At 72.2% G+C, this 17,278-nt stretch carries 12 protein-coding genes; 4 read left to right on the top strand and 8 right to left on the bottom strand.

Annotated elements, in window-relative coordinates:
• Window positions 1-99: 99 nt before the first annotated feature.
• Window positions 100-861, top strand: coding sequence for an SDR family oxidoreductase (locus ACMCNN_RS20335; protein ID WP_412742106.1), 762 nt, complete (start codon window positions 100-102; stop codon window positions 859-861).
• Window positions 862-878: 17 nt separating this feature from the next.
• Window positions 879-1,481, top strand: a complete 603-nt coding sequence (mug, locus tag ACMCNN_RS20340) for a G/U mismatch-specific DNA glycosylase (protein ID WP_412742107.1) — start codon at window positions 879-881, stop codon at window positions 1,479-1,481.
• On the opposite strand, the gene ACMCNN_RS20345 is transcribed toward mug, so the two are convergent.
• The 4 genes from ACMCNN_RS20345 to ACMCNN_RS20360 all read right to left on the bottom strand — a co-directional run bounded on the left by ACMCNN_RS20345 (window position 1,444) and on the right by ACMCNN_RS20360 (window position 6,539).
• On the bottom strand, window positions 1,444-3,399 hold the full coding sequence (locus tag ACMCNN_RS20345) for an ABC transporter ATP-binding protein (RefSeq protein ID WP_412742108.1): 1,956 nt from the start codon (window positions 3,397-3,399) through the stop codon (window positions 1,444-1,446). The two genes, mug and ACMCNN_RS20345, sit on opposite strands and share 38 nt — an antisense overlap.
• Before the next feature lie 95 nt (window positions 3,400-3,494).
• The gene (locus ACMCNN_RS20350; RefSeq protein ID WP_412742109.1) at window positions 3,495-4,280 is read right to left on the bottom strand and encodes an enoyl-CoA hydratase/isomerase family protein; all 786 of its coding nucleotides are present in this window, start codon (window positions 4,278-4,280) and stop codon (window positions 3,495-3,497) included.
• Window positions 4,277-4,504 carry a helix-turn-helix domain-containing protein gene (locus tag ACMCNN_RS20355; protein ID WP_015620263.1) on the bottom strand — a complete coding sequence of 76 codons (228 nt, stop codon included), beginning with the start codon at window positions 4,502-4,504 and terminating at the stop codon, window positions 4,277-4,279. The genes ACMCNN_RS20350 and ACMCNN_RS20355 overlap by 4 nt, the downstream gene beginning before the upstream one ends.
• A gap of 430 nt (window positions 4,505-4,934) precedes the next feature.
• Complete coding sequence (locus ACMCNN_RS20360; protein ID WP_412742110.1) at window positions 4,935-6,539, bottom strand: ABC-F family ATP-binding cassette domain-containing protein; 1,605 nt, start codon at window positions 6,537-6,539, stop codon at window positions 4,935-4,937.
• 212 nt (window positions 6,540-6,751) lie between these two features.
• On the opposite strand from ACMCNN_RS20360, the gene ACMCNN_RS20365 reads away from it, so the two are divergent.
• A complete protein-coding gene (locus ACMCNN_RS20365; RefSeq protein ID WP_412742111.1) occupies window positions 6,752-7,675 on the top strand; it encodes a neutral zinc metallopeptidase in 924 nt (307 codons plus the stop codon).
• Here ACMCNN_RS20365 and ACMCNN_RS20370 read toward each other — a convergent pair.
• Window positions 7,672-8,310 carry an acVLRF1 family peptidyl-tRNA hydrolase gene (locus tag ACMCNN_RS20370; RefSeq protein WP_412742112.1) on the bottom strand — a complete coding sequence of 213 codons (639 nt, stop codon included), beginning with the start codon at window positions 8,308-8,310 and terminating at the stop codon, window positions 7,672-7,674. The genes ACMCNN_RS20365 and ACMCNN_RS20370 overlap by 4 nt on opposite strands.
• A 32-nt stretch (window positions 8,311-8,342) precedes the next feature.
• Here ACMCNN_RS20370 and ACMCNN_RS20375 point away from each other — a divergent pair, with 32 nt between their 5' ends.
• The gene (locus tag ACMCNN_RS20375) at window positions 8,343-9,026 is read left to right on the top strand and encodes a DNA alkylation repair protein (RefSeq protein ID WP_412742113.1); all 684 of its coding nucleotides are present in this window, start codon (window positions 8,343-8,345) and stop codon (window positions 9,024-9,026) included.
• 37 nt (window positions 9,027-9,063) lie between these two features.
• On the opposite strand, the gene ACMCNN_RS20380 is transcribed toward ACMCNN_RS20375, so the two are convergent.
• The 3 genes from ACMCNN_RS20380 to ACMCNN_RS20390 form a co-directional block, all read right to left on the bottom strand.
• The gene (locus ACMCNN_RS20380; RefSeq protein ID WP_412742114.1) at window positions 9,064-9,660 is read right to left on the bottom strand and encodes a LysE family transporter; all 597 of its coding nucleotides are present in this window, start codon (window positions 9,658-9,660) and stop codon (window positions 9,064-9,066) included.
• Between the two features lie 146 nt (window positions 9,661-9,806).
• Window positions 9,807-10,559, bottom strand: a complete 753-nt coding sequence (locus ACMCNN_RS20385) for a maleylpyruvate isomerase family mycothiol-dependent enzyme (RefSeq protein WP_412742115.1) — start codon at window positions 10,557-10,559, stop codon at window positions 9,807-9,809.
• 70 nt (window positions 10,560-10,629) lie between these two features.
• Window positions 10,630-17,208 (bottom strand): beta strand repeat-containing protein, encoded by a 6,579-nt coding sequence (locus ACMCNN_RS20390; protein WP_412742116.1) that lies wholly within the window; start codon window positions 17,206-17,208, stop codon window positions 10,630-10,632.
• Between the last annotated feature and the right edge of the window lie 70 nt (window positions 17,209-17,278).

Here is a 17,278-nt window from a genome sequence, read left to right on the forward strand (position 1 = left end):
CGGCCGGGCTCAGCGGCAGCGGCCGGGCCAGGGGCAGCGGCCGCCTTCGGGGGCGGCCCGCCGTGCGCCGCCGTCCGGGCACAGTGGCAGGATCGCGGCATGGATCTGGGTCTGGCCGATCGCGTGTACGTCCTCACCGGCGCTTCCCGGGGCCTCGGCTTCGCCACCGCCCGGGCGCTGGTCGCCGACGGCGCCAAGGTGGTGGTCTCCGCCCGCGACGATGCCCGCGTCGCCGCGGCCGTCACCGAGCTGGGCGGCCCGGCCGTGGTCGCCGGGGTCGCCGCCGACCTCACCGACCCGGCGACCCCGCAACTGCTGGTCGACACGGCCACGCAGCGGTTCGGGCGCTTCGACGGCGCGCTGATCTCGGTCGGCGGGCCCGCCCGTGGCACCGCGGCGGCGATGACCGACGAGCAGTGGCGCACCGCGTTCGAGACGGTGTTCCTCGGCTCGGTCCGGGCCGCGCGCACATTCGCCCGGGCCCTGCCCGCGGGCGGCGCGATCGGGTTCGTGCTGTCCACCTCGGTCCACTCCCCCATTCCCGGCCTGGGTCTGTCCAACGGTCTGCGTCCGGGCCTGGCCGGGGTCGCCAAGGACATGGCCGACGAGTACGGTCCCCGCGGCGTGCGCGTGGTCAGCCTGCTGCCCGGGCGGCTGCGGACCGACCGCAATCTCGAACTGTTCGCCGCCGCCGACGACCCGGCCGCGGCCGAGGCGCAGGCGGAGGCGGCCATCCCGCTGGGCCGCCTCGGCGATCCGGCGGAGTTCGGCCGGGTGGCGGCGTTCGTGTTGTCGCCCGCCGCCGGTTACCTCACCGGTCTGACCATCCCGGTGGACGGCGGCGCCCTGCGCAGCCTGTGACCGCGCCGATGCCCCGGATGCCAGCCGCGAAGCCGAGCCGTGCGGACCTCGCCACAGCGGCCGGGCGCACCATTCCCGACCTGGTGGGTCCTGGTCTCAGGGTGCTGTTCGCGGGTATCAACCCGAGCCTGTACTCGGCGGCGACCGGCCATCACTTCGCCCGGCCGGGCAACCGGTTCTGGCCCGCGCTGCACCGCGCGGGCTTCACCGCACGCCTGCTGCACCCGTCGGAGCAGTGGTCACTGCCCGCCGCCGGGCTGGGCATCACCAACGTGGTCGCCCGGGCCAGTGCCCGCGCCGACGAGCTGTCCCCCGCCGAACTCGTCGAGGGCGGCCAGCAGCTCGCCGCCACGGTGGAGCAGTGGCGGCCCCGCTTCCTGGCGGTGCTCGGGGTGACCGCGTACCGGGCCGCGTTCGGGCAACCGAAGGCGGTGGTGGGGCCGCAGGACCGGGAGGTCGCCGGGACACCGGTCTGGGTGCTGCCCAACCCCAGCGGCCTCAACGCCCACTACACCGTCGACACCCTGGCCGAGGCGTACGCGCAGCTGCGGGCGGCCGCCTTCCCCGACGGGGCCGCGCCCGTCAGGGTTCGAGGACAGGGGTGGGAACCGGAACGATGACCGGCTCGGTCTCCTCGGCGTACGGCGGTGCCGGGCTGTCCGCCACCGCGAACTGGGTGCGATACAGCTCGGCGTAGAGCCCGCCCGCCGCGACCAGGTCGGTGTGGCGGCCGCGCTCGACGATCCGGCCCTCGTCGAGGACCAGGATCTGGTCGGCGTCGCGGACCGTCGACAGGCGGTGGGCGATGACCAGGGCGGTACGCCCCTCCAGCGCCTTGCTCAGCGCCCGCTGCACCGCCGCCTCGGACTCGCTGTCCAGGTGGGCGGTCGCCTCGTCGAGGATGACGATCGACGGGTGCTTGAGCAGCAGCCGGGCGATGGCGATGCGCTGCTTCTCCCCGCCGGAGAAGCGGTAGCCGCGATCGCCGACCACCGTGTCCAGCCCGTCGGGCAGGGCCTCGATCAGGTCGGCGACCTGCGCGCCGCGCAGCGCCTCCCACATGTCGTCCTCGGTGGCGTCTGGGCGGGCGTAGCGCAGATTCTCCGCGATGGTCTCGTGGAACAGGTGCGAGTCCTGAGTGACCACGCCGATGGTGTCCCGCAACGACTCCAGGGTGGCGTCGCGGACATCGACCCCACCGACCAGCACCTCGCCCTCGGTGACGTCGTACACCCGCGACACCAGCATCGACGTCGTGGACTTCCCGGCGCCGGACGGGCCGACCAGGGCCACCATCTGGCCCGGCTCCACCGTGAAGTCGACGCCGCGCAGGACGGGCGCGTTGCGGGTACGGTCCAGCGCGGCGACGTCCTCCAGCGTGGCGAGGGAGACCTCGCCCGCGCTCGGGTAGCGGAAGTGCACGTCGCGGAACTCCACCCGGCCGGCGCCGGTGGGTATCGCCGTCGCGTCGGGCTTCTCCTCGATGCCGGGGCGCAGGTCGAGCACCTCGAACACCCGATCGAACGACACCAGTGCGCTCATCACGTCGACCCGGACGTTGCTCAGCGCGGTGAGTGGACCGTACAGCCGGGTGAGCAGCAGCGCGAGGGTGACGACGGTGCCCGCGGTGACGCTGCCGGTGACCGCCAGCCAGCCGCCCAGCCCGTACGTCAGGGCCTGGGCGAGCGAGGCGACCAGCAGCATGGCGACGAAGAAGGTACGCGAGTACATCGCGCTCTGCACCCCGATGTCGCGGACCCGGGTGGCGCGTTCGCCGAAGCGGGCCGCCTCGATGTCCGGGCGGCCGAACAGCTTGACCAGTAGGGCGCCGGAGACGTTGAACCGCTCCGTCATCGTGGCGTTCATCTTCGCGTCGAGGTTGTACGACTCGCGGGTGATCTCGGCCAGCCGCTTGCCGACCCGGCGGGCCGGGATGATGAACACCGGCAGCAGCAGCAGCGACAGCACCGTGATCTGCCAGGACAGGGTGAACATGACAGCGGCGGTGAGCACGAGCTGGATGACGTTGCTGACCACGCCGGACAGGGTGGAGGTGAAGGCCCGCTGCGCGCCCAGCACGTCGTTGTTGAGGCGGCTCACCAGGGCGCCGGTCTGTGTGCGGGTGAAGAACTGCAGCGGCATGCGCTGGACGTGGTCGTACACCCGGGTGCGCAGGTCGAGGATGATGCCCTCGCCGATGCGCGCGGAATACCACCGCTGGGCCAGCGACAGGAACGCGTCAGCGACCGCCAGCACGGCGATGGCCACCGCGAGCCGCACCACGAGGGTGGTGGCCTCCGGCCCGCCGCCGGTGATCGCGTTGACGACGTGACCGGCGAGGACCGGTGTGGCCACGCCGATGCAGGCGGACAGCACCACCGTGACGAGGAAGACCAAGATGTCGCGACGATACGGGCGCGCGAAGGTCAGAATGCGCCGCGTCGTGCCGCGGCTGAGGCTGTGCTGGGACACCCGGTCCGAGTTCTGGATCGAGCGCAGCATTCCCCAGCTGGAACCGGCGGACATGCCCGGGCCCATGCGTCACCTCCGGGGGTGTGGACGACGGCTGCGGGACAAGTGTGCCCGCAGGGTCTGACAACCTCGAAAGTAATGCCTGTATTCCGGCAGGTGCCTTACTCGCCGGTGCCCGCCAGGTCCCGCAGTCGCCGGGTCTGTGCCTCGCGTTCGGCGCGGTCCTGCTCGTCGTACGAGCGGTCGGCCGCGCCGGCCAGCAACGCCTTGATCTCGGAGACCGCGCCACCGTCGGCGGACAGCACCGCCGCGGTCAGGTCGGCCACGGCCCCGTCGAGCTCCGCGGCCGGCACCACCGCCGTGGCCAGGCCCAGCCGCGCGGCCTCGTCGGCGCCGATCCGCCGCCCCGTCACGCAGATCTCCAGCGCGCGGGCGTACCCGACCAGTTCCGTGAGCCGTTTGGTGCCGCCCAGGTCCGGCACCAGGCCGAGAGTCACCTCGGCCATGGAGAACCGGGCGTCGTCGGCCAGGATCCGCAGGTCGCAGTTGAGCGCCAATTGGAATCCCGCCCCGATGGCGTGCCCCTGCACCGCCGCGATCGTCACCACGGAGGGACGCCGCAGCCAGGTGAACGCTGCTTGGAAGCCCGCGATCCGCTCGGCGCACTCCTCGGGCGACAATCGGGCCAGTTGGGCCAGGGCGGCGTCACCCGTGCCCCGCGCGACCGACAGATCCAGGCCGGCGGAAAACGCACGCCCTCCCCCTCGAACAATGACGACGCGCACATCTCCCGGCAATTTCCGGGAAATGCTTTCGAGCTCCGACCACATGGCCGGGGTCTGCGCGTTGAGGACATCGGGCCGGCACAACGTCACTGTCGCGACCGGCCCTGCCTGCTCCCAGCGAATGCCCGCGTCGTCTGCGCGGTCAGCGCTTTCGGTCGTCACGCCTTCTTCCGGCGCCGGGCGCCGCCGCGCTGGCGAAGCTGCACACCCGACTCGGTGAGCACCCGGTGCACGAAACCGTACGACCGTCCGGTCGAGGCGGCCAGCGCGCGAATGCTCTCGCCGGAGGTGTAACGCTTGACCAGATCCTTGGCGAGCGTCTGACGCTCGCTACCGACGATTCGGCGACCCTTCTCAGTGCTGGTGGCTGTGCCGGTGGCTGCCATGTTGAATCCTCACGTCCCAGACTGTGCGGTTCGATACGGTCCCACCTATTAGACCGCCTCGGACGATCATGCGCTAGGTATCCGGCGACAGCCAACGTGCCCATTTACCACTGTCAGGAACCCGACGGTGACCAAGCGCATCGATGCCGGGGCGGCGCAGCGGTGCGCGGGCCCGAGCGGCCCGAGCCGCGCCGAGCGCCTCCGGCGGGAGCGCGCACACCGTCGATCACCTGCGGAAATGACCATGCCCGGGACGTCACGCAGAGTCCTCACACACTCACCGTACGAGCTCGGCCGTGCCACCCCGGACGCGTGCCCCAGCCGGGGCGGTCACCCGGGTCCCGCGCGAAGCTCCGCCGCACCACGCAGATATCGCACATGTTGTGTGGGCGCGGGTTGACAACCGACGATGCCGCTGACCCCGTACGCGTCAGGCGAGCTCGACTAGTTCCAGCAACTCGTCGCTCCACGCGTCCTCGTCGCCGTCGGGCAGCAGGATCGCGCGGTCCGGCTTGAGCGCCACGACCGCGCCCGGATCGTGGGTGACCAGCACGATCGCGCCAGGGTAGTTGGCGATCGCGTCCAGCACCTGCTCCCGGCTCACCGGGTCGAGGTTGTTCGTCGGCTCGTCGAGCAGCAGCACGTTGGCACCGGAACAGACCAGCGTCGCCAGCGCGAGCCGGGTCTTCTCGCCGCCGGAGAGCACCCCGGCCGGCTTGTCGACGTCGTCGCCCGAGAACAGGAACGCACCGAGGATCTTGCGCAGCTCCGTGTCGGTCTGCTCCGCGGCGGCGCTGCGCATGTGCTCCAGCACCGTACGGTCGACCTCCAGGGTTTCGTGCTCCTGGGCGTAGTAACCCAGCCGCAGGCCGTGGCCCGGCCGCACCTCCCCGGTGTCCGGCTGCAGCAGGCCACCCAGGATGCGCAGCAGGGTGGTCTTGCCCGCGCCGTTGAGCCCCAGGATCGCCACCCGCGAGCCGCGGTCCACCGCCACCCCGACGTCGGTGAAGATCTCCAGCGAGCCGTATGACTTGGACAGCTCCGAGGCCGTCAACGGCACCTTGCCGCACGGGGCCGGGTTGGGGAAGCGCACCTTCACCACCTTGTCCGAGGTGCGGGCCTCCTCCAGACCGCCGAGCAGCCGCTCCGCGCGCCGGGCCATGTTCTGCGCGGCCACCGTCTTTGTCGCCTTCGCGCGCATCTTGTCCGCCTGGGCCATCAGCGCCCCGGCCTTCTTCTCCGCGTTGGCGCGCTCGCGGCGGCGCCGCCGCTCGTCGGTCTCCCGCTGTTCCAGGTACGTCTTCCACCCCACGTTGTAGATGTCGACGACGGACCGGTTGGCGTCCAGATACCAGACCTTGTTGACCGCCGCCTCCAGCAGGGACACGTCGTGGCTGATCACCACGAGGCCGCCCTTGTGCTGGGCCATGTAGCCGCGCAGCCAGGCGATCGAGTCCGCGTCCAGGTGGTTGGTCGGCTCGTCGAGCAGCAGGATGCCCTTGCCGTTCTCACCGGCGTCACGGAACAGGATCCGGGCCAGCTCGATGCGGCGGCGCTGACCGCCGGAGAGGGTGCCGATGGTCTGCGCGAGGACCCGGTCCGGCAGGCCGAGGTTGGCGCAGATCCGGGCCGCCTCGGCCTCGGCCGCGTACCCGCCGAGGCTGGCGAACTGGTCCTCCAGGGTGCCGTAGCGGCGGACCAGCTTCTCGTCCGCGCTCTCCTCCAGCTGCACCTCGAGCTTCTGCATCTCGGCCAGCAGGGTGTCCAGCCCACGGGCGGACAGCACCCGGTCGCGGGCGGTGACGTTCAGGTCGCCGGTACGCGGGTCCTGCGGCAGGTAGCCGACCTCGCTGCGGCGCTCCACCGCCCCGGCGTACGGCTGCCCCTCGCCGGCCAGCACCTTCAGCGTGGTCGTCTTGCCGGCGCCGTTGCGCCCGACCAGGCCGATCCGGTCACCCGGCTGCACCCGCAGCGTGGTGGGCGACATCAGGATGCGGGCGCCGGCACGCAGTTCGAGTCCGGTGGCGGTGATCATGGGAAGGCGTCTCGCTCTCGCAGGGGTCCGGCTGACTCAGGCACGCGGCGACGCCGACCGGGTACGACCGCGGTCGGCGCGGGGGCGGTCAGCCTTCGCAGAGCAGCACCCGCCCATACTAGCGACCCGGCCGATACGGCCCCCAACCGATTAGCGGGCAGGATCAACGGGTACACCCGGACACCCGGGTCGGACGGCGCAGTGAGGGTGAGATGGAGCTCAACGAGAACGCTGAGATCGACACCAGTCAGGTCGAGGACCTGCGCGGCTCCGGCGGAGGCGCTGGCGGCGGTGGCTTCGCCGGACTGCCGATCGGTGGCGGCGGCCTCACCGGCATCGTCATCTCGGTGGTCATCGCCCTGGTCACCGGCTACTTCGGCATCAACCAGCTGACCGGTGACGGCGGCGGCGGGAGCCGGTCCGGCGACAACACGCTGCTGGAACAGGAGTGCCGGCAGTCCGACAAGCTGAAGAACCTCGACTGCCGCAACAATCTGTACGTCAACTCGATTCAGAACTACTGGTCCCAGGCGCTGCCGCACAACTTCAACGAGAGCTACTGGCCCGCCAAGACCGCGTATTTCAGCCGGGCCGTGCGTACCGGCTGCGGGTCCGCCGACTCGGGCGTGGGGCCGTTCTACTGCCCCGCGGACGACAAGGTCTACATCGACCTCACCTTCTACCGGGTGCTCGGGGAATCCCTCGGCGCCCCCGGCGAGTTCGCCCAGCCGTACGTGCTGGCCCACGAGTACGGGCACCACGTTCAGGACCTGCTGGGCACCGAGGCGCAGATGCGCCGCGAACAGCAGCGCGACCCGAAGCACGCGAACCAGCTGTCGGTGCGCCTGGAGCTGCAGGCCGACTGCTACGCGGGCGTGTGGGCCAAGAACGCCACCGGTACCGAGACCGCGACCGGCAAGAAGATCTTCAAGCGGCTCACGGACCAGGACATCCAGGAGGGCCTGGACACGGCCGGGAAGATCGGCGACGACACGCTGCAGCAGCGCAGCGGCGGCGGCATCAATCCGGCGGAGTTCACCCACGGCACCAGCGCACAGCGCCAGCACTGGTTCGGCACGGGATTCCAGTCGGGCGACCCGAAGCGCTGCGACACCTTCGCCGCCGGGGCGATCTAGTCCCCCGGCTCGCGGATCAGGATCCGCACGGCCCTGGCCGCGGTGACCGCCGACACCAGCACCGCGCGCCGGGGCTCCGGGACATCCAGGAACCGCTCCGCGCGCAAGCCGGCCACGGATGCCAGGGCGGGCGCGGCCAGCACGGCGTCCACGGCCGCCCGGTCGCCGCCGGTCACGAGCGCCGCCAGCGTCCGTACCCCAGGCAGCAGCAGGCGGGCGACGATGTCGGCGCCATCGGCCGCGGCCGCCCGCGCCTGATTGTCGCGGCGGCGCGCGAAGCGCTGCTGCGACCAGCCGCCCGCGGCGGTGCGGCCCTGCACGTAATGCGTCTCCACCTTCGAGGCGACCAGCTCGGCGCCCTCGGCGACGCCGACCGCGACCGCGCCCTTGCGGGCCAGCAGCAGGCCGAGCCGGCGCGGCGCGGCCGCCGCGCGCAGCAGCCCGGCGAGGTCCGCGACGGGCGCGGCCCCGGGCGGCGCGGCCAGCTCGGCCGACGCGCCGTCCGCGGCCACCACGGTCAGACCTTCTTCCGTGTACGCCCCGTGCCGCGTCGCGAAGTTCTCCAGCCAGCGCGGCAGGCGCTCGGGCGCGACGTCTACCCAGCGGCCGCCCCCGGCGGCGGGACGTGCGCTCATGGTCCCGACTGTACCGATGGCATGATCGGCTCATGGCCGGAGCGCTCGCCGACGAGATCCTGGACCGGCTCGTGCGCACCTACTCGGCCGCCCGGGAGCCCGAGCGGGCCGTGCGGGCGGCCGCATACATGCGGGACCAGTTCCCGTTTCTCGGGATGCCCGCGCAGACGCAGACCGTGCTGAACCGTACCGTGTGGACCGGGCTGCCCAAGCCGGCCGAGGAGGACCTGCGCGCGGTCGCGCTGGCCTGCTGGGAGCTGCCGGAGCGCGAGTACCAGTACTTCGCCTGTACCTACCTGCGCCGCCACGTCGCCGTCGCCGGGCCCGGCCTCCTGCCCACACTGCGCGCCCTGATCAGCACGAAGTCGTGGTGGGACACGGTCGACCCGCTGGCCGCCCGGGTCGTCGGCGGTCTGGTGCAGCGGCACCCCGGGGTCGTCGCCGAGATGGACGCCTGGTCCACCGACGGGGACATGTGGCTGGTCCGGACCGCGATCCTGCACCAGCTGAACTACCGTGCGGACACGGACGCCGAGCGGCTGTTCGGCTACTGCACCCGGCAGGCCGGGCACCGCGACTTCTTCGTCCGCAAGGCGATCGGCTGGGCGCTGCGGCAGTACGCCCGCACCGACCCGGACGCGGTACGCCGCTACGTGGCGGCGCACCGCGACCAGCTCTCCGGCCTGTCCGTCCGCGAGGCCACGAAGCACCTGTAGCGCCGGCAATGGCCGTCGGCGGCGCTGCAGGCTCCGGTCAGAGGATTTGGATGGCCAGGACGGCGATGACGACGCTCGACACGAGGGCCGTCACCAGCCGGGCCCGCTCCCCGGTCAGCACCCGGCCGGCCAGCGAACCGCCGCCCGCGATGAGCAGTTGCCAGCTCGCCGATGCCGCGAATGCACCCAGCACGAACATGACCCCACCGCCGGAGCCGCCCCGCCCCAGCACCAGCGCCGCGAAGTACACGACGGTGGCCGGGTTGAGCAGGGTCAGGCCCAGGATCCCGAGGTACGCCCGCAACGCCGTCGTCTCCGCCGAGCGCGCCGGGCCGTCGGACCGGCGCGGTCGGAGCGCGGTCCACGCGGTGTGCCCGGCGAGCGCCAGCAGGACCGCTGCGGCAGCCCATCGCAACGGCACGGCGATCGGGGCCACCAGACCGGCCAGCGCCGCGCCGCCGAGCACGGCCAGCAGGGCGTAGATGCCGTCGGCCGTGGCCGCACCGAGGCCGGCCGCCGCACCCACCCGCAGTGACGTCCGGGCGCTCAGGCTCGCGATGAGCACGGCGATGGCGCCCACGGGGATGGCGACGCCGTAACCGGCGACCACTCCGGCCAGGAACGGGCCGCTCATGACGGCGAGGCTGGGATCGCCGGTACGCCGCGGCGCAGCTGCTGTCGCGTGCCCTCGACTCGGGCGGCGACGGTCAGGGTGCGGGGCGTCCTCGGCTTGATCACGGTGCCATGGTGCCCGCCGCCGGCTCTCGGGGCCACCCGTTTCTACTCGGTGTCGCCCCAGGCCAGCAGTCGCTGCGCCAGCGCCCGATCGCCCTCGACCTCGACGCGTTCCAGCGGGATCCGCCGGTACAGCGCCAGGACGATGTCGCCGGCCGGTGCCCGTACGGTGGTGAGTGGCTCACCGCCGCCGTCCGGATCGAGCCGCGCGCCCGCGCCGGACAGGTCGACCAGCCACGACGGCCCCTCGGTCGCGGTGAAGGCGATCCGCGCCGGAGGGTGCGGCCAGGCGCCCTCCGAGCCGAGACCGACCTGCACGAACTCCGCGACCCCGTCCACCGCGACCGGGCCTGGCAGCGGCTCGGGCGCGCCGAACGCCTCCTGCGCGTCGAACGCGTGCACCGCCGCCTCCTGCACCTGGTGGCGGGCGACCGCACCGGCCGTCATCGGTGCCCCCGACGGGCCCCACCACGTCCAGCACGGCTGCGACGGACCTGCCTCGCCCAGCGCGTCGAGCAGCAGCCGCGTCGACTCCGCGGACCAGTCGAGGAGATCACCATGGGGCTGCGGGTCGGGAACGCGCTCGGGCGTCGGCGCCGCGGCCGGGTCCGCATCCGCGACCACCACGGCCCAGAACCGCTGCACCTGGCCGAGGTGGACGGTGAGGTCGCGCAGGGACCAATCCGGACAGCCGGGCACCGGAGCGTCGAGGGCACCGGCGGCCACCGCGGCGCGCAGGGCGACGGACCGCCCGTCGATCAGGGACAACAGCTCGGGAAAAGCCGGCGTGGGTGTCATGAGGTCGTTGTAGCACCCGGGTCCGACAGTCCCGCCCCGCCTCCCGGTGCGGGGAGGCGGGGCACGGGATCTACTGCCGGCTCCAGGTCCAGTCCTTGATCAGCACCTCGTGCTGCGGCGCCCAGGTGGCGTTGGCGCCCGGCCACAGCGAGATCGCCTCGGCCTGCAGGCGGGCCGACACGTCGGTGCCCCATCCGCTCTTGGGCGTCCGCGAGTACGGCGCCGGGATGCTGACACCGTCGATCGTCAGCTCCACCCGCTGGCCGGCCGGATCCACCAGGAAGTTCACCCGGTGCCAGGCGGTGTCCGGCTTCAGGTAGCCCGCAGCCGCCCACGAACCGCCGTTCGCGCTGGTCCACACCTTGATCTGGCCGAAGTTGGCGTCCCAGGGGTTGACGATCCACTGGAACGCGGTGCCGTGGTCGACGCGGGTGTTCATGCCGTCCCAGACGAACAGCCCGCCCTCGACGGTCTGGCCGTTGCGGGGACCGCCCGCCGTCGTCGGCATGTACGGCAGCTGGAACGAGTAGCCGCCGCGCTGCACCGTCGACATCAGCGTCACGTCCGTGACCCGCTTGTACGACAGCACGTGCGCCATGATGCCCCGGTTCTGGATGTTGGCGCGCAGCCGCGTGTCGGTGCCCCGGTGCTCGGCGGCGATGTCGGCGTCGGTCACCGGCGCCTGGCCGGCCGCCGCGTACACGCCGTCGCCGACGAGGGTGGTCCAGCCCGTCAGGTCCGTACCGGAGTCGGTGGCCGGGGCGACGACCGTGGCGGTCGTGGAGTTCTCGTCCTTCGTGTACGCCACCACGTGGTAGACGGCCTGCCCCGCCGGCGGGTTCGCCTCGCTGAACATCTCGGTGCGCGTACCGGCGACCAGGCCGAGACGGTCGACGAGGTGCACCTCACCGGCCACCGTGCCCTCGATGAGGTACCACGCCTGCAGCGACACCATGCCCGCCGGAACGGTCTGGGTGAAGTTGCTGGTCATCCAGCCGGTGGCGGAGTCGACAGTGGCCTTGTTGTTGGTGGCGTAGTCGAAGGTCTTGCCGCTCGCGTCGGTGAACCGCATGCCCGCGCGGACCCAGTTGCCGCCCGCGCCCACGGACTTCGCCGAGATGACGGTCGTGAACTGCTGGCCCGGCGTGACCGTGATCTTGCGGCCGGAGAAGCTCACCTCGCCCGTGCTGCTGGAGGTCAGCGACATGGATCCGGTGCCGACCGCACCGCTCGTGCCGACGCGGTTCAGCGTGGTGCGGAAGCCCGCGGTCCAGCCGGCGGTCCCGGCGGCCGGGTTCTCGAAGCTGGACTCGTCGGCCGTGAGCAGGTTGCCCGGTACCGCGGCGCTGCCGACCGGCAGGTCACCGACGACGTTGCCGTCGCGGTAGACCCGGTAGCCCGCGATCGGACGCCCGGCCTGCGCGTACGACTCCTCCCAGGTCAGCGACTTGCCGTTGGCCGTGAGGTTGTTCGGCGCGTCGGGCATCCGGTCCGCCCGGTGGATCGGTGCGGCGATCAGGTCACCGAACGTGTTCTCCTCACCCATCGGGCCGGTGAGCGCGGTGTTCTTCACCGTGCTGGTCGCGCTGCGGGCACCCAGGTCGATGCCGTACCAGGTGGTCTTCTTCGCGGGTCCGTTGAGGACGGTGTTGGCGTAGATCTGGTCGCCGTCGCCGATCGACACACCGATGCCGGCGGTGTCGAACAGTCCGGCGCCGGTGTCGTACACCGTGGAACCCGCCCAACCCGCGTTGCGGATCGTGTTCCGGTTGATGACGTCCGGAGCGACCTTGGTGTGGTCGTAGCTGCCGATCACCAGGATGCCGGAGCGGTTGGCGTACTCGATCACGTTGTCCTGGATGGTGTTGCGGCCGCCGGGCCGCACGATGTGATCCGTGCTCAGCGTGCTCGACTTGTCCCAGCCGCCGACGGTGCCGAAGGTGTTGTCGCTGGTGTCCTTGTAGTCGTCGTACGTCACCACGATGCCCGCGTACTCGGGATACATGATGTGGTTGCGGGCGACCACCGAGTCGAGCGGGTTGGTGATGTCCTTGTTCTCGTCCGTGTGGCTGTACGCACCGTTGGTCTTGAGACTGATCCCGGCGCCGTAGAGCACGTTGTCCGTGACCGTGGCCTCGACCAGGCCCTCCAGGTACATGTTGCCGGACGTCTCCTTGCGGGCGGCCGTGACGGCGCCGTCGGAGCGGACGGTGTTGTGGCGGATCGTGGTCCGGATCGCGTTGGTGAAGTCGAAGCTGTTGCCGTGGATGGTCTTGTCGAACTGGTTGTACTCGATCACCACGTTGTCGTTGCGGCTGCCGCCGCCGACGTTGTCCTCGTTGCCGGACTCGGCGCCACCCCAGTTGTCGAAGCGGTTGTCGCTGATCAGCACGTCCTGGACGGCGTCACCGACCCAGATCTTGAAGTACTCCAGGTTGGTGAAGCGCACCTGGCGCACCGTCCAGCGGTTACCGACGGCGATGCCGCCGCCGGAGTTGTTGCTGCCCAGCGAGCCGTCCGTACCGCGGAAGTCGCAGTACGCACCGGGACGTCCCGGCAGGTCCTGCGGGATCGGGGCGCCGGCGCCCTCGCGGCAGTTGCCGTTGACCGTCAGGTCGGAGACCAGGTTGCTGCTGCCGGCCTGCTCCGTGTGGTCCCAGCTGATCAGGAAGCCGTAGTTGAAGTTCTGCCAGTTCGCCGTGATCATCGACACCGTGGTGGCGGTGATGCCACGGCCCCGCAGGTTCACGTTGGGCGGCAGCTTCAGGATCCGGCCCAGCCGGTAGGTGCCCGCGTCGAGCAGTACCGTGGCGGGCCCGGTGAGCCCGTCGGCGGTGCGCTCCGCCGGGATCACCTTGGTGGCGGCGGTCGCCACCACCGCGTTCAGCGCCGACCAGTCGTCGCCGCCCGACGGCGCGGGCGCGAAGACGCAGGCCGCGTCGGCGGTGCAGTCGCCGGCCGTCATGGCGTCCGGCGAGACCGTGGGGGCCAGCGAGTAGGCCGGCGCGATCGCGTCGGCGGCGGTGCCCCGGACCTCGACCTCGTCGACCAGGTTCCAGCCGGTGCTGCGGTCCACGTCCACCTTGACGTACCGGACGGTCTGTCCCAGGTTGATCACCCGGTAGGTCCTGATCTGGTCGGTGGCCGACGTCGCGGGACGCGCGATCGCCGCCACGGGCGTGTAGGTGTGGCCGTCGGCCGAGACCGAGTAGGTGACCTTGGCCGGCAGCGCGATGTTGCCGGACGGCATCTGCAGCCAGCCGCTGTTGATCTCAGCGACGGGGCGCAGCACACCCAGGTCCACAGTGAACGAGTACGGGTCGCCGTTGTCGTTGCCCAGCCAGGGAGCGTGGCCGTCCTGATCGATCTCCCCGCGTACCCCGTCGGTCAGTTCGGCGTCGTTCCGGTCGTCGAAGTCGCCGCGGCCCAGCCTGACGCTGCTGGTGTAGGAGCAGCCGCGGTGGCGGTCCGCCGCGCCACAGCGGGCGTAGTCGTACGGGTTGGCCGGCAGTGCGCCGGTCGTCGCGGTCACCTCGGTGCTGCGCGCGGACTCGGTCCCATTCACGTCCAGCGCGCTGACCTGGTAGCGGTAGCCGGTCGAGCCGTCGAGCTGCCCGTCGACGAACTGCGTGGTCGGCTCCAGGGTGGTCACGTACGCGCCGTCGCGGTAGATCTTGTAACCGGCCGCCCCGGCCACCGCGGGCCATGCCACGGTCACGGTCTGCGGGTCGGTCGGGGACGCGGTCACCTCGGCCGGCGCGCCCAGGGCGACGCCCCACTCGACCACGACGCTGCCGGTGCGGCCGACGCCGTCGACGACGGTGATGGTGCTGCTGGCCGGGCCCGCGGTGGTGGGCGTCCCGGTGAGGGCACCGGTGGCGGCGTCCAGTGACATGCCGGCGGGCAGGCCCTCGGCCGTCCAGGTGAACGGCGCGGTGCCACCCGTCAGCGGAACGGTCACGGTGGCCGGTACCCCGACGGCGAGGTTCCGCTGGTCGGGGGTGCCGACGGACAGCGCGTCGAGCACGGTCCACGGGAAGGAGCGGCTGGCGGTGCGGCCGGCGGCGTCGGTGACCGTCACCGTCGGCAGGTACCACCCTTCGGCGCTCGGCAGGCCGCTGATGACGCCCGTGTCCGCGTCGATGCCGACGCCCTCGGGCAGACCGGTGGCCGCCCAGGTGTACGGGGCGGCGCCCCCGTCGGCGTCGATGCTCAGGGAGCTCTCCACGCCCACGACGCCGTTGCGGGCGCCCGGGTTCGCGAAGGTGACGGGGTCGGCGACCGCGATGGTGAAGGTGGTGGTGTCCGTACGCTTCCCGGCGTCGGTCACCGTGACGGCGACCTTCGCGTCCCCGACGGCCGTCGGGGCTCCGGACAGGACACCGTCCGCGCTGATCGTCATCCCGGCGGGCAGGCCGGTCGCCGACCACGCGTACGGGGCGACGCCGCCGTCCACGGTGAGCGTGACGGTGGTGTCCACGCCGGTGGTGGCGATCCGGGTGCCGGGGTTGCCGACGATCGGTGCGGCCGCGGCGACCCAGCCGAACGAGGTGCTCGCCACGCGGTCCGCGGTGTCGGTGACGGTCACCGTGACCGTGAAGCTGCCGCCCACGGTCGGCGTGCCGGAGACGACGCCGCTGTCCCGGTTGAGGGTCAGGCCGCCCGGCAGACCGGTGGCCGACCACGCGTACGTCCCCGTGCCACCGGTGGCGGCCAGCGTCAGGGTGGTGGCCTGCCCGAGCGTGGCCTGCTGGGTGCCCGGGTCGGTCACGCTGATCGGGCCCGCGACCGTCCACGTGAACGTGGCGGTGCCTGCGCGGGCGGCCACGTCGGTGGCGATCACGGTCACGGTCGCGTCGGCCGCGTTGGTGGGGGTGCCGGTGATGGCACCGGTCTCGGTATCGATGGCCAGCCCGGCGGGCAGGCCGGTCGCCGACCACGTGTACGGGGCAGTGCCGCCGGTGGCGGAGACGGTCCGGGACACCGCGACGCCGATGGTGCCGGTCTGCGCGCCGGGATTGGTCACGGCCGGCACGGTCGCCGTGATCCAGGTGAAGGTGACGGCGTGCGCGCGCTGAACGCTGTCCGTGGCCGTAACCGTGACCGTGGCGGCGGCGACGGCGCCGGGCGTGCCGGAGACGACGCCGGTGGCAGCGTTGACGGTCAGACCGGCGGGCAGGCCCGCCGCGGTCCAGGTGTACGGAGTGGTGCCACCCTTCGCGGCCAGCGTGAGGCTCGTCGCCTGGCCGACCGTGGACTGCTGGGTGCCCGGATTGGTGACGGCCAGCGCCGCGGCGGCCACGTCCCAGGTGAAGCTCGTGCTACCCGGAATCTTCGCGGCGTCGGTCGCGGTGACCCTCGTGGTGTACACCCCCGCGGCGGCGGGGACGCCGGTGATCGCACCGGTCGAGGCGTTGATGCTCACCCCGGCGGGCAGACCGGTCGCCGACCACACGTACGGGGCCTTGCCGCCGCTGGCCGACATCGCCTGCGAGACGGCGGTGCCCATGACCGCGGTCCGCGGGCCCGGATTGGTCACGGTCGGCGCGACGCCGGTGGTCCAGGTGAACGACGCGCTCCCGACGCGCTTACCCGCGTCGGTCGCGGTGACCTTCGTGGCGTACGCCCCGGCCGTGGTGGGGGTCCCGGTAATCGCGCCGCTGGCGGCGTTGATGGACAGCCCGGCGGGCAGGCCGGTCGCCGACCAGGTGAACGGCGTCGCGCCGCCGGTGACGGTCATCTGCAGACTCGCGGCGAGGGTGATCCCGCTGAACTGGGCGCCGGGGTTGGCGACGGCCGGAACGGTCGCGGCGACCCAGGTGAAGGTGGCGGTGTTGGTGCGGTTGACCTTGTCCGTGGCGGTGACCGTGACGGTCGCGGTGGCGGTGCCGCCGGGGGCGCCGGAGACGACGCCGGTGGTGGCGTTGAGGGTCAGACCGGCGGGCAGGCCCGCCGCGGTCCAGGTGTACGGAGTGGTGCCACCCTTCGCGGCCAGCGTGAGGCTCGTCGCCTGGCCGACCGTGGACTGCTGGGTGCCCGGGTTGGTCACGGCCAGCGCCGCGGCGGCCACGTCCCAGGTGAAGCTCGTGCTACCGGCGATCTTCGCCGCGTCGGTCGCGGTGACCACGGTCGTGAAGGCACCGGCGGCGGTGGGGGTGCCGGTGACGGCGCCGGTCGAGGCGTTGATCTTCAGACCGGTGGGCAGACCGGTCGCCGACCACACGTACGGAGCCGTGCCGCCGCTGGCCGACAGCGCCTGCGAGACGGCGACGCCGACGACGGCGGTCCGCAGTCCCGGATTGGCGACGGTCGGCGCGATCCCGGTGGTCCAGGTGAAGGACGCGCTGCCGGTCCGCTTCCCCGCGTCGGTCACGGTGACCTTCGTGGCGAACGCGCCGGCCTTGGTCGGCTTGCCGGAGATCAGGCCGCTGCTGGCGCTGATGCTCAGGCCCGTGGGCAGGCCGCTCGCCGACCAGACGTACGGCTTCGTGCCGCCGCTGGCGGCCATCTGCAGGCTGTCAGCAAGGTTGAGCCCGCTGAACTGGGCGCCGGGGTTCGTCACCGTCGGCGTGGTGGCGGCCAGCGCCGGCGGCACCGAGACGAATCCGGCGACCAGCGTCGCCACGCAGGCCAGCGCCAGCGTCGCCAACGTGCGGGACCACCCCGCATGCCGGCGTGTGGACCTCGAAACCTTGTCAACCCCGTGAACCGTCATGCCC

The organism is Krasilnikovia sp. MM14-A1004 (assembly GCF_047159485.1).
Lineage (GTDB): Bacteria > Actinomycetota > Actinomycetes > Mycobacteriales > Micromonosporaceae > Actinoplanes.